The following is a 12,767-nucleotide window of genomic DNA, read 5'->3' on the forward strand; positions in this document are numbered from 1 at the left end:
ATGACACAGCACAGCAGAGCCCAATCCGACGTTTTTGTGCCGACGGGCCAGCTGCAGTTCGGCGTCTTTTTCCAGGGCGTCAACTCCGGAACCATCTGGAAGGCAGCCGAATCCGGTTCGCAGACCGACTTTGAATCGTTCCGCCGTATTGTGCAGACGGCCGAGCGGGGACTGTTCGCCGCGTTCTTCCTGGGCGAAGGCCTCCGCCTGCGGGAACACCTCGGCAGGCCCCACGCTCTGGACGTGGTGGGCCGGCCGGACGCGCAGACCATGCTCGCGGCGTTGGCTTCCGTGACCACAAACATCGGACTGGTGGCCACCCAGAACACCACGTACAACGACCCCGCCGACCTGGCACACCGCCTCTCGTCCCTTGACCTGATTTCGGGTGGGCGTGCCGCGTGGAACATCGTGACCACGGACAACGCCTGGACCGGTGCCAACTTCCGGCGCGGCGGATACCTGGACCACGCCGACCGTTACAGGCACGCTGAAGCATTCGTGGAGACGGCCAAGCGCATTTGGGACTCCTGGGAAACTGCTGAGGGACCCGCGGGCCGCGTACTCCATAAAGGGCAGCACTACACCGTGGACGTGACCCCTCGGCTGCCTCGAAGTGCGCAGTACCGGCCCGTGCTCTTCCAGGCAGGCGACTCCCCGGAAGGCCGCGACTTTGCTGCCCGCCAGGCGGATGTAATCTTTTCGGCCCACCCGAAGTTTGATGCTGCCGTCGAGTTCCGCAAGGACCTCGTGGCACGCTCGCTGAACGCGGGCCGCGGAGCCAACGCGGTACAGATCATGCCGGCCAGCGAATTCATCCTGGCACCCACGGCTGACGAGGCTGCGGCGAAGAAGGAATGGGTGCGCAGCCTGCAAATCGGTCCGCAGCAGGCCGTGGCTTACCTGGAGCAGTTCTGGGGCCGCGAGCTGTCGGCATACGATCCGGACGGGCCGCTCCCGGAGATTGATCCTGTGGTGGAGGAAACCTCCGAGACCCGCGGCAGCGGCTTCCACGGTGCCAAAGCTCGGCAGCTGGCGGAGCAGTGGCGGGCAGAGGCCAAGGACAAGGGCCTCTCCATCCGCCAGTTCGTCACCTCCCGCACAGCCCGCGTGGACGCCACGTTCACAGGCTCGTACTCCGCGGTGGCGGACCAGCTGGCTGAATATGCCCGGGTCGGCGCGGTGGACGGCTTCAACATCTCGCCGTGGCTGATCCCGTCCGGCCTGGATGACATCGTGAACCACCTGGTGCCGGAATTGCAGGAACGCGGCGTCTACCCGACGGAGTACCGGGGCAGCACGCTGCGTGAAAACCTGTCCCTGGCAACTCCCGTTCGTTCGGTTGACGAAGCTGCTGAGGCGGTCCGCGCCTCATGAGCGCGGACCGCCACGGCCTGTTGCCGCGCCTGTGGGAGAAAGTGCGCCGCAGCTTCCTCGGAGGGGCCGACGGCGGAAAGGAGAGTGCCGTCGTCGACCCTTCCCTGGGGAACGTGCAGCTGCAGCTGACGGTGTGGGAACAGCGCCTCTAGCGTACTTTGGCGTCCGCCACGCTGCTTTCAGCCGATGTTAACTGCAGGTCGGAGCCCGACGACGGATGTGCCGCGTGCTCCGCCAGCACCCCCGTCTGATGGCGGATCTTCAGCCGGTACAGCAGGGCCCCGCCGCTGGCGACCGCTGCCACGAAGATCACCCCGCCCCACTGCAGGTACCACTCGAACGGCGGCACCGAGTTGTAGATCTCCTGGCGCGGCCACACCAGGTTCAGTGTCATGGCACCGCCCCACAGGACCGCGAGGATGTTCACAGGCAGTCCCCACTTGCCCAGGCTGAATCCGGGTTCGGAGCCGTCGTCGGCAAGCGGCCACTTCTTCAGGAGCCGGTTGCGCAGCATCGGAAAGGTGACCAGCAGGTAGGACAGGTAAATCAGGACGATGCTGATGCTGGAGAGGATGGTGAAGATGGCCGGCTGCATTACGTTGACCAGTAGCGGGATGACGGCCATGATCCCGACCACGATGGCAGCGACAGTGGGGGTCCTGCGGACCGGATCCACTTTGCTGAGCTGCCGGCTGAACGGCAGGTTGTTGTCTCTGGCCATGGCGAACATCATCCGGATGGCGGCAGCATGGACGGCCAGGGTGCAGACCACCACGGCCACTACGATGCAGGCGAGGAAGGCCTTGCCGAAGGGGCCTCCAAGCACGGAGAGCACCAGATGCTGCAGGCCGCCGTCGGCCGCCCCGAGCTTGGGGTCGGCCAGGTCCGGGGCTGCCAGGATGCTAAAGAGCAGGATCAGGCCGCCCAGCACGAAGGATGCCGTGATGGCGCGCAGGATGGCCTTGGGTGCCGTGCGTTTGGGGTCCTTCGTTTCTTCACCCAGGGAGCTGGCGGTGTCGAAGCCGTACATAACGTAGCCGGAGGCCATGGCGCCGATCAGGAACACACCGAAGAAGCCGAGGTCGTGGCCTTCCCCGAAGCCGGCGGTGTCGAAGAAGACCTCAGGCCCCCGCACAACGTGCCACCCCAGCGCCAGGATCAGCAGTACGGCCGCGGTCAGCTCAACAAAGACGCCGATGCTGTTGATCCTGGTCATCAGCTTCACGCCGAAGGCGTTGATGAGGGTGGAGATGGAAATCATGATGCTCGCCAGCAGCACGCCGTTGAGGGCGAAGTCGTAGGTGCCCGTTCCGTCACCGATGATCTGGAAGCCTGACCAGAGCTGCGGAAGGGTGAGCTGCAGGGCCAGGGCCACGGCGCCGAGCGCCACGATGGACGAGATGAGCAGCAGCCAGCCCGCCAGCCAGGACCAGGTCCCGGAGGTGAGCCGCTTGGCCCAGTTGTACACCGATCCGGCTACCGGGTAGCGGCCCGCCAGCTCGGCGAAACACAGGGCCACCATCAGCTGGCCTGCGAAGACGAGGGGCCAGGACCACGCGTACGCCGGGCCGGCCATGGAAAAGCCAAAGTAGAACAGTTGAAAAACACCTGTGAGGATGGAGATGTAGCTAACACCTGCCGCGAAGCTGGCAAACTTGCCGATGCTCCGGTCCAGGGTCTGCGTATAACCAAACTCGTCCATGCCGCTTGAATCAATACTCTTGCTGGGTTCCGCCATGTGGACTCCTAAATCAGAAAAGCACGATAGTGATGACCGGCCGGCCGTGGCGCATGGAAGGTCGATGCCCTGCCGCCGGGACCTTGCCGCTTAGGCGAGGGACGCGGTGAGCTCCATTTCTCCTGAGGTCATGGTTTCGCCGGACCGGCTGTCGCGGATGAGGTCCGCACAGCGTTCGCCGATCATCATGACGGTGATGTTGGGGTTGACGGTGACGTGTTCCGGCATGACGGAGGCATCCGCGACGCGCAGTCCGGTGACGCCCTTGACCCGCAGCTCGGGATCGAGCGGTGACATGTCGTCGTCGGCCGGTCCCATGCGGACGGTGCCGACGGGGTGGTACACGGTGTTGTGGGTCTTGCGGATGTAGTCCCGCAGTTCCTCGTCCGTCTGTGCTTCGACACCGGGCGAAAGCTCCCGGCCGGTCCATTCGGCCATTGCCGGCTGAGCGGCGATCTCGCGCGCCTTGCGGATGCCCGCCACCATGACCCGCATGTCGTGGCCGTCCGGATCCGTGAAGTAGCGCGGGTCCACCATGGGCTTGTCCCGGAAGTCGCGGCTGCGCAGCCGGACGGTGCCGCGGGAGCGGGCGTGCGTGACGTTCGGGGTGAGGCTGAAGCCGTTCTCCGTGGTGGGGTAGCCGTGCCGCAGCGTGTTCATGTCGAACGGGACGGAGCCATAGTGCATCATCAGGTCCGGGCGGTCCAGGCCCTCCTCCGTGGGGGTGAAGATGCCGATTTCCCACCACTGCGTCGAGGCCTGGACCATCGGCTGCCTGGCCTCGAACTGCACCACGCCCTCGGGGTGGTCCTGCAGGTGCTCGCCCACGCCGGGGGAGTCCACCAGGACCTCGATGCCGTGCTGGGCGAGGTGGGCTGCCGGGCCGATGCCGGAGAGCATGAGCAGCTTGGGCGAGTCGATGGCGCCGGTGGACAGGATGACCTCACGGCGGGCGGAGAGCCGGTGGGTCCGGCCGAACGCCGAGTCCACCACGTCCACGCCTGTGCAGCGCTTATCCGCGTCGAACACCAGCTGGCGGGCGCGGAGGCCGGTCAGCAGGGTGAAGTTTTCGCGCTCCATGATGGGGTGGATGTAGGAGACCGAGCTGGAGGACCGGGTGCCGTCCGCGCGGCGGTTGATTTGGAAGAAGTTGGCGCCGTTGACCACCGTGGTTCCGGTGTTGAACTTTGCCCGGGGGATGCCGGTCTGTTCGCAGGCGTCCAGGAGCGCGACGCCGGCCGGATCCACCGGGGGCACGTTCATCAGGTGCACGGGGCCTGAGTCGCCGTGGTGCGGCGCGTCCGGGCCGGCGTCCTCGTTGGTTTCCAGCCGCTGGTAGAGCGGCCAGGCGGTTTGAGCGTTCCAGCCGGTGGCGCCGTACTTGGATTCCCACTCGTCCAGGTCTTCGCGCGGGGCCCAGAAGGCGATGCAGGAGTTGTGGCTGGAGCAGCCGCCCATCACCTTTGCCCGGGCGTGGCGCATAAAGGAGTTGCCGTTCTCCTGCGGTTCCACCGGGTAGTCCCAGTCGTAGCCGGATTCCAGCAGTTCCATCCAGCGGTCCAGCTGCAGGATTTCGGACAGGTTGCGGTCATCCGGTCCGGCCTCCACGAGGGCCACGGTCACGTCCGGATCCTCGCTCAGCCGGGCGGCGACGGCGGCACCCGCGGATCCGCCGCCGATGACGACATAGTCGAACCCGCGCTCGGTGACGTCGTCGATATTGTCGTAATGCATCTAGTTCTCCTTGCCGTGGTCAGCAAACCAGCCGGTGACCTGCGGGCTGGTGTTCTGGTAGATGTGCTTGGCTTCCTGGTATTCGGCCAGGCCCGTGGGGCCCAGCTCGCGGCCGACGCCGGACTGGCCGAAGCCGCCCCACTCGGCCTGCGGGAGGTAGGGGTGGTAGTCGTTGATCCAGACCGTGCCGTGCCGCAGCCGTGATGCAACGCGCTGCGCCTTGCCGGCATCCTGGGTCCAGACCGCGCCGGCCAGGCCGTAAATGGTGTCGTTGGCAGTGGCCACGGCCTCGTCCTCGGTGCGGAACGTCTCCACGGTCACCACCGGGCCGAACGCTTCGTCGATGACCACGGACATTCCCCTCTGGACGCGGTCCAGGACTGTCGGCTGGTAGTAGAACCCGGCGTCGAACTTTTCCCCAACAGGTGCCGCGCCACCGCACCGCAGCCGCGCACCCTCCTGGATGCCGCGCTGGACATACGCGTCGACTTTGTCGCGGTGGGCCGCGGAAATGAGAGGCCCGGTTTCAGCGGCATCGTCAAACGGGCCGCCAAGCCTGATCTCCTGAGCGCGTCGGACCAGCTCGTCCACGAAGCGCTCGGCGATCGATTCCTCCACCACCAGCCGGGCTCCGGCGGAGCAGACCTGCCCGGAGTGGACGAAGGCGCCGTTCAGGGCATTGTCGACGGCGGCGTCGAAGTCCGCGTCGGCGAACACCACGTTGGGGTTCTTGCCGCCTAGTTCCAGGGCCACCTTTTTCACGGTGCCGGCGGCGGCCGCGGCGATGCGCTTGCCGGTTTCCAGCCCGCCGGTGAAGGAAACGAGGTCTACGGCGGGGTGTTCGGAGAGCGGCGCCCCGGCCTCCGCGCCGGCTCCGGTCACGAGGTTGGCGACGCCGTCCGGCAGGCCGAGGTCCTGCAGCAGCTGCATGGCCAGGATGGCGGTGGAAGGGGTCAGTTCGGAGGGCTTAAGCACGAAGGTGCAGCCCGCGGCCAGGGCGGGTGCGATCTTCCACGCAGCCTGGAGCAGGGGGTAGTTCCACGGCGTGATCAGGCCGCAGACGCCCACGGGTTCGTAGACGATTTTGCTGACGACGGCGGGGTCCCCGGCGTCGACCATGCGGCCCGCCTGCTGCCCGGCCAGCCGTCCGAAATATTCGAAGCAGGCAGCGATGTCGTCCATGTCGATGCGGCTTTCGGCGATCCGCTTCCCGGTGTCCAGGGATTCAGCGCGGGCGAACTTTTCCCGGCGTTGGCGCAGTTCGGAGGCGACCTTGAGCAGGAAAGTGCCGCGCTCGGGTGCCGGTACCGAAGCCCAGACGCCGGAGTCGAAGGCCGCCCGGGCTGCGGCGATGGCCCGCTCGGCATCTTCCCGGCCGGCCTCGGACACGGTGGCGGCCAGCTCGCCGTCTGCGGGGTTACGGATGTGGCGTACGGCGCCGGACGCCGCCGGCTCCCACGAGCCGTTGATGAACAGGGTGGATGCTGTCATGTCTGAAGACGGTGTGGCGTAAGTCATACAGAGGACACTAACGCACGTTGAACGAGTGTTCAATACTTTCTTGAACACTCGTTCAAGTGTGACGCGCGCTACTGCATCGCCGTGCGGCGTGTGCTTTAGAGCTCCCTGAGTGCTGCTTCCCCGCTGGTTCTTCTGCGGCTCGGGGCGAAGGCGATCTCCTCCGTGCGGGCGATGCTGCGCTGGATGGAGGCGTTGTCCACGCCCAGAAGCGACGTCAGCCACATGCCGTTCTGTATGACGACGATGTCCGCTGCCCGCTCCCGGCATTCCTCCCAGGAGAGTTCGGGTTTGGCTTTGGATACGAGTGCGGCAACGCCGTCGAGGTACCGGTCGAAGGCTGCAGCGTTGATCTCGGCATAACCTTCGTCGGCCTGGGCGAGGGCCCACAGGTGCAGGCGCAGGGACAGGTACCGGGTGGTCAGCAGCTCGGCGCCGGCAACCCGCCGCAGGGCCTTGCGGAGCTGTTCGTCCGGCGGCAACGATGGGTCCTGGGCCACCAGTTGGAGGTCATGCTCGTCCACCCGGTGCAGGGCTGCCCGGATCAGGCTCGTTTTATCGTCGTAGTAGTAGTTCACCAGGCCCAGTGCGACGCCGGCTTCGCGGGCCACGGAACGCATACTCACGCCGGAGATACCGTGGCGCGACAGCAGATCGAGCGCCGCCTCGAGAATGCGCGACTGCCTGTCAATCTGTTCGCCGGAGTTCACGGTCTTTGTCCCCATCTGGCCAGACTATTGCCAAACCCGCCGTTAGTGCACTTTCCGGAACAGCGGACGACGTCGTCAACCACCTCGTCCCGGAACTCCAGGAACGCGGCATCAACCCCACGGAGCACTCGATGTTAAGGGACCGGCGCCGCCATAAAAACGTCCACAGCGTCCTCCGATTCCACCTCAAAGCCGTGGCGCTCATACAGCCGCCGGGCTGCACTGCCCTGCAAGACGTTCAGGCGGAAGGGCCGGTGGTCCCGGGACCGGTCCATGGCCTGCCGGAGCACGGCACCGCCGAGGCCCTTTCCCTGATGCTCCGGGGCCAGGTAAAAGTGTTCGATCCACTGCGCGTCGGGCTCCGGGCGGACAGCGATTACGCCCGCATTCTGCCCCGCCACCTCGACGACGAAGGTGTGCTCTGGCTGGAACCCGTTGAGGAAGCGCTCGCGGACGCGGACAGGATCCCAGCGGGCCAGCCGCTCAAGGTCCGGACGCATCACCACCGCGCGGAGCTCGGCGATCCAGGCGGCGTCGGTGTCCAGGCCGGGGCGGAGCGTGTAGGAGTGCTGCATTCCACTATTCAACGGGGCGCGTCGGAGCGCCGCAAATTCTGGTGGCGCCAGACGCAGCGAACGCGCCAGGCATTGCGGGGCGGGACACGAAGAATCCCCATCTCGCTGAAACAAGGCGGGGATTCTCCTTGGTGGGCGGGGCCTACTTCTTGGGCAGGCCGGGCGGGTTCAGTTCGGAGGTCTTGATGGCCTCCGAGGACAGGCCCCACCGGTCCAGGATCTCGGCGTAGCTGCCATTCCCGATCAGCTGGTTGAGGGCAGCCTGGGCAGCAACGGCCAGGCCGTTGCCCTTCTGTGTGGTGAAGGCGATTTCGGCGGTCAGCGGCCAGCCGCCGTTGAGCGTGCCCACTTCCTTGGTCTTTCCGTCCTTCGCGGCCTTGTAGGCCGCACCGGCGTTGGGCCCGAACGTCAGGTCCGCGCGGCCGGACTGGAGTGCCAGCGTGGAGGCGGAGTCGTCGTCGTAATACTGGAACTCAACCGGCGCGAGCCCCTTGGCCTTGTTCTCTTCGTCCCAGCGCACCAGGATCGCTTCCTGGTTGGTGCCCGAGCCGACGATGATGCGCTTGCCGGCAACGTCCTTGGCTTCCTTGATATCGCCGATGGTGGAATCGGTCTTGGCGTAGAAGCCCAGGAGGTCGTTGCGGTAGCTGGCGAAGTCGAACTTCTCCTTGCGCGCCTCGGTGACGGTGACGTTGGAGAGCACGGCCTCGTACTTGCCGGATTCAACGCCCAGCGGCCAGTCGGACCAGGCCACGGGCAGGACCTCCACGGTCAGCCCCAGGGTCTCGCCCACGGCGTAGGCGATGTCCACTTCGCTGCCGATGAGCGTCTTGTTGTCCGTGGCGAACAGGCTCAGCGGGGCTGTGCCGCCGGTGGTGACCACGGTCAGTTTGCCGTCCGCCTTGATGGCGTCCGGGACCAGCGCGGCGGCCTTCGCATCCACGGCCACCTTGACGCGGTTCTGCTCCGGGGCCAGGTTGAACGTCTTGCCTGCCGCGCTCGCCGTAGAGCCCGACGACGGTGCCGTCGCCGCCGTTGCGCCCGGGTCCGAGCAAGCGGCAAGCGCCAGCGGAGTGACTGCTGCGAGTGCTGCACCCGCAGCCTGTCTTGTCTTGATTTTCGCCATGATTTCCCCTTGCAAGTTGCTGATTTTCGGAACGGAACGGTGTTCTTGGCAGCAACTATCCGGGAGCGCGGCGGCGGGATCAAAGGCCGTCGAAACGGTGCGATACCGGGAGTAACGGCAGTTCACCGGGCGACCGCGGCGGTCACAAACGAGACTGTGGGCCACCCCACCGCAGGCCGCAGAAATAACCCGGGTGCCGCCGTCGTTGTCCACGATGTGCCCGCCGCGACCCGGCCGGCCACCCTACGCAACGCATTGAAAGGCCGGCACCGACGTGACGCTTCCCCTCTCCATCCTTGACCTGGCAACCATCGGCAAAGGCCAGACGGCGGCGGAAAGTTTCGCCGGCAGTGTGGCAATGGCACAGCGGGCGGAGGAGCTGGGCTACCGGCGGATCTGGTACGCCGAGCACCACAACATGTCCGCCATCGCGTCGTCGGCCACCAGCGTGCTGATCGCCCACGTGGCCGCCCACACCAAGACCATCAGGCTCGGCGCCGGCGGCGTCATGCTGCCCAACCACTCGCCGCTGACCATCGCCGAGCAGTTCGGCACCCTGGAAACGCTGCACCCGGGCCGGATCGACCTTGGCCTGGGCCGCGCCCCCGGCAGCGACCAGAACACCATGCGCGCGCTGCGCCGGGACCCCATGTCCGCGGACAGTTTCCCCCAAGACGTCCTGGAGCTGCAGGGCTACCTCACCGGTCCCACGCGGATCCAGGGCGTGGAGGCTACACCCGGCAAGGGCACCAACGTCCCGCTGTACATCCTCGGATCGTCGCTGTTCGGCGCCCGCCTCGCCGCCCAGCTGGGCCTGCCGTACGCCTTCGCCTCGCACTTCGCCCCCAACGCCCTGCAGGAGGCCGTGGCGCTCTACCGCAGCGAATTCAAGCCGTCGGCGCAGCTCGATGCCCCGCACGTGATCGCCGGCGTCAACGTGATCGCCGCCGATACGGCTGCCGAGGCGCAGGCGGCTTTCCGGGCCACGCTGCGCGCCCGCGTCGGTCTGTTCTTCGGCGGCGGGCGCGAGTTCACCGACGACGAAGCGGACATGATCCTGGACTCCCCGCAGGGCCAGCACGTCTCGCAGATGATGACGTACTCGGCCATCGGCACCCCGGACGTTGTGAACGACTACCTCGAGGAGTTCGCCAAGCACTCCGACGCCGACGAGCTTATCGTGGCGCACCAGAACACCGGCACCGAGGCCAGGATCCGCTCCGTGGAGCTGCTGGCGGAGGTTGCCGGGCTGGCCCGGGTCTAGGTCCGGCAAAGGTTCAGTCCGGCGCCACCAGCAAGCGGGGACCCGCCCGCGTCACGCCAATCACCCTTTTAGAAGCCCGACGGCGGGGTTCCCCGGAATCACGCGGCGGGCGCCGCCGTCGTGGTCCAAAAGCGTGCCCTGCGTGACGGCGGAAGCCGGCCAGGACGGAACCAAGGCGGCCGCCGGAAAACATCAATGTGGCGGCGGGCCCTTGACATCCCTCAACTGAACCGGTTTAGTAGAGTCTACTGAACCGGTTCAGTGGCGTGAGTCACGGGACCCGAAACCTGAAGGGCCCCACATCATGGCAGTTACCATCAGCGACGTCGCCCATGCGGCCGGCGTCAGCAAGGGTGCTGTCTCGTATGCGCTGAACAACCAGCCCGGCGTCAGCGACGCCACCCGGGGCCGGATCCTGCAGGTCGCCAAAGAGCTTGGCTGGAAGCCGAGCCTCCGCGCCAAGGGCCTGTCCTCCGCGAAGGCCTACGCGCTGGGCCTGGTGGTGGCCCGCGACCCCAAGCTCCTCGGCACGGACCCGTTCTTCCCGGCGTTCATTGCGGGCATCGAAACCACCCTCGCCGAGCACGATTACACGCTGGTCCTGAGCGTTGCCACCGTCCCCGGCGCCGAAGAGCGGGCGTACCGCAAACTGGCCGACGGCGGCCGCGTGGACGGCGTGATCCTGACCGATGTGCGGCACAACGATTCCCGGATCGGCCTGCTGCGCGAGCTCAAGCTGCCGGCCGTGACGCTCAACAGGCCGGATTCGGACTCACCCTTCCCCGCGGTGTCCATGGATGACACGGACGGCATCACGGCCGCCGTCGAACATCTTCTGGCCCTGGGCCACGTCCGGATCGGCCACGTGGGCGGCGCCCAGGAATACATCCACGGCCGCAGCCGCCGCCGGGCCTGGGAAGCGGCCATGGCCGCTGCCGGCCTGGCAGCGGATCTGTTCGCGGAGGCCGACTTCACGGCGCCCGGGGGAGTGGCCGCCACCGCGGAACTGCTCCGCCGGCCGGACCGCCCCACCGCGATTGTCTATGCGAACGACCTCATGGCGACGTCCGGCCAGTCCTTCGCCCAGTCCCAGGGCCTGAGCGTTCCGGGAGATCTGTCCATCACCGGTTACGACAACGCCGAGTTCACCCAGTACCTCAACCCGCCCCTCACCACTATCGCCACTGACCCCATGCGCTGGGGCAGAGTTGCCGCGCAGGCCCTCCTGGACCAGCTCAACGGCACCCACTCCGGTGAGGATACGGACATGCAGGCACCTTCCCTGCTGGTCCGCGCCTCCACCGGCCCCGCCCCATCCACAACCACCAAGCCAGCACCGTAGCAATCCCCCAAGCAAGCAAAAAGGCACACCAACCAGTCGCAGATCCCCACCGGGACCAGTACCAAGGAGTCGCAATGAAGCGCTTTACCAAAGCCACGCGAATATTGTCAGTGGCCGCCCTGACCGTCATGGGGGCAGGCCTGGCTGCCTGCGGCGGCAGCGGAGGGGGCGGCGATGGCGGTTCCGCCACGTCCGCCAAGGGCCCCATCAAGATCTGGTACTCCAACAACGAGTTCGAGGTGAAGTGGGGCAAAGCGATGGTGGAATCCTGGAACTCCGCCCACCCGGACGAGAAGATCGATGCGCAGGAGATCCCTGCCGGCAAGAGCTCCGAGGAAGTCATCGGCGCAGCCATCACGGCCGGCAACGCCCCCTGCCTGGTCTTCAACACCGCGCCTGTGGCCGTTCCGCAGTTCCAGAAGCAGGGTGGTTTGGTGGCCCTGGATGAGTTCCCGGACGGGCTCCAGTACATCAAGGACCGCACCGGTGACCTGGCGGACCAATACAAGTCCTCGGACGGCAAAATTTACCAGCTGCCGTGGAAGTCCAATCCCGTTGTCCTCTTCTACAACAAGGACATGTTTGCCAAGGCAGGACTGGATCCGGAGAACCCGAAGCTGGGGACGCACCAGGAACTGCTGGACACCGCCCGGACCCTGGTGTCCTCAGGTGCTGCCACCAACGCCATGTGGCCATCACCGGCCAGTGACTTCTTCCAGGCCTGGTTCGATTTCTACTCCTTCTACGCCGCCAACTCCGACGGCACCCCGCTGGTGAAGGACGGCAAGGCCACGTTCGACAGCGAGGAGGGCAAGCAGGTCGCCACCATGTTCGAGACGCTCTACAAGGAGAACCTCGCCTCCAAGGAGGTCTACCAGGGCGATTCATTCGCCGAGGGCAAGGCGGCCATGTCCATGGCCGGTCCGTGGGCCATTGCCGCCTACAAGGACAAGGTGAACTGGGGCGCAGTCCCGGTCCCCGCTGCCGCGGCCAAGGCTGATGCCTCAACCTTCTCCGACGCCAAGAACGTGGCCATGTACTCGGCCTGCGAGAACCAGGGCACCGCCTGGGAGGTCATGAAGTTCGCAACGAGCCAGGAGCAGGACGGCAAGCTGCTGACCGACACCGGCCAGATGCCCATGCGCAAGGACCTCCCAACGGTCTATTCGGACTACTTCGCCAAGAACCCGGCCTACACCCAGTTCGCCGAGCAGGCCGCGCGGACGGTGGAGGTCCCCAACGTATCCAACTCGGTTGAGGTCTGGCAGACCTTCCGCACGGCCTACGCCAAGGCCGTGATCTTCGGGAACGAAAGCATCGACACCTCGTTCAAGGACGCGGCCAACAAGATCAACCAACTGGTAGCCCAGAAGTAGCGGTGAC

Annotated in this window: 11 protein-coding genes; 5 read left to right on the forward strand and 6 right to left on the reverse strand. The window is 66.3% G+C overall.

The features are described from left to right. Positions 1-1,377 (forward strand): NtaA/DmoA family FMN-dependent monooxygenase, encoded by a 1,377-nt coding sequence (locus ACX80V_RS12490; RefSeq protein ID WP_485843400.1) that lies wholly within the window; start codon positions 1-3, stop codon positions 1,375-1,377. Then, positions 1,374-1,529: a hypothetical protein gene (locus tag ACX80V_RS12495; protein WP_485843401.1), complete on the forward strand. Its 156-nt coding sequence runs from the start codon at positions 1,374-1,376 to the stop codon at positions 1,527-1,529. Before ACX80V_RS12490 ends, ACX80V_RS12495 begins: the two co-directional genes overlap by 4 nt. Here ACX80V_RS12495 and ACX80V_RS12500 read toward each other — a convergent pair. The 6 genes from ACX80V_RS12500 to ACX80V_RS12525 all read right to left on the reverse strand — a co-directional run bounded on the left by ACX80V_RS12500 (position 1,526) and on the right by ACX80V_RS12525 (position 8,778). Next, positions 1,526-3,115: an APC family permease gene (locus ACX80V_RS12500; RefSeq protein WP_485843402.1), complete on the reverse strand. Its 1,590-nt coding sequence runs from the start codon at positions 3,113-3,115 to the stop codon at positions 1,526-1,528. The two genes, ACX80V_RS12495 and ACX80V_RS12500, sit on opposite strands and share 4 nt — an antisense overlap. Positions 3,116-3,205: 90 nt before the next feature. Then, positions 3,206-4,849: a GMC family oxidoreductase gene (locus tag ACX80V_RS12505; RefSeq protein ID WP_485843403.1), complete on the reverse strand. Its 1,644-nt coding sequence runs from the start codon at positions 4,847-4,849 to the stop codon at positions 3,206-3,208. Beyond that, positions 4,850-6,367, reverse strand: a complete 1,518-nt coding sequence (locus tag ACX80V_RS12510; protein ID WP_485843404.1) for an aldehyde dehydrogenase family protein — start codon at positions 6,365-6,367, stop codon at positions 4,850-4,852. It abuts the gene before it with no gap. Positions 6,368-6,465: 98 nt separating this feature from the next. Then, positions 6,466-7,092, reverse strand: coding sequence for a TetR/AcrR family transcriptional regulator (locus ACX80V_RS12515; protein WP_485843405.1), 627 nt, complete (start codon positions 7,090-7,092; stop codon positions 6,466-6,468). Positions 7,093-7,211: 119 nt separating this feature from the next. Continuing rightward, on the reverse strand, positions 7,212-7,652 hold the full coding sequence (locus tag ACX80V_RS12520; protein ID WP_485843406.1) for a GNAT family N-acetyltransferase: 441 nt from the start codon (positions 7,650-7,652) through the stop codon (positions 7,212-7,214). Positions 7,653-7,794: 142 nt separating this feature from the next. Further along, positions 7,795-8,778: an ABC transporter substrate-binding protein gene (locus tag ACX80V_RS12525; RefSeq protein WP_485843407.1), complete on the reverse strand. Its 984-nt coding sequence runs from the start codon at positions 8,776-8,778 to the stop codon at positions 7,795-7,797. Positions 8,779-9,052: 274 nt separating this feature from the next. On the opposite strand from ACX80V_RS12525, the gene ACX80V_RS12530 reads away from it, so the two are divergent. The 3 genes from ACX80V_RS12530 (at position 9,053) to ACX80V_RS12540 (ending at position 12,760) form a co-directional block, all read left to right on the forward strand. Beyond that, a complete protein-coding gene (locus ACX80V_RS12530) occupies positions 9,053-10,042 on the forward strand; it encodes an LLM class flavin-dependent oxidoreductase (protein ID WP_485843408.1) in 990 nt (329 codons plus the stop codon). Between the two features lie 304 nt (positions 10,043-10,346). Beyond that, positions 10,347-11,384 carry a LacI family DNA-binding transcriptional regulator gene (locus tag ACX80V_RS12535; RefSeq protein WP_485843409.1) on the forward strand — a complete coding sequence of 346 codons (1,038 nt, stop codon included), beginning with the start codon at positions 10,347-10,349 and terminating at the stop codon, positions 11,382-11,384. 74 nt (positions 11,385-11,458) lie between these two features. Further along, the gene (locus ACX80V_RS12540; protein WP_485843410.1) at positions 11,459-12,760 is read left to right on the forward strand and encodes an extracellular solute-binding protein; all 1,302 of its coding nucleotides are present in this window, start codon (positions 11,459-11,461) and stop codon (positions 12,758-12,760) included. Positions 12,761-12,767: the final 7 nt, after the last annotated feature.

The sequence above is a fragment of the Pseudarthrobacter arbutini genome (genome assembly GCF_054510915.1).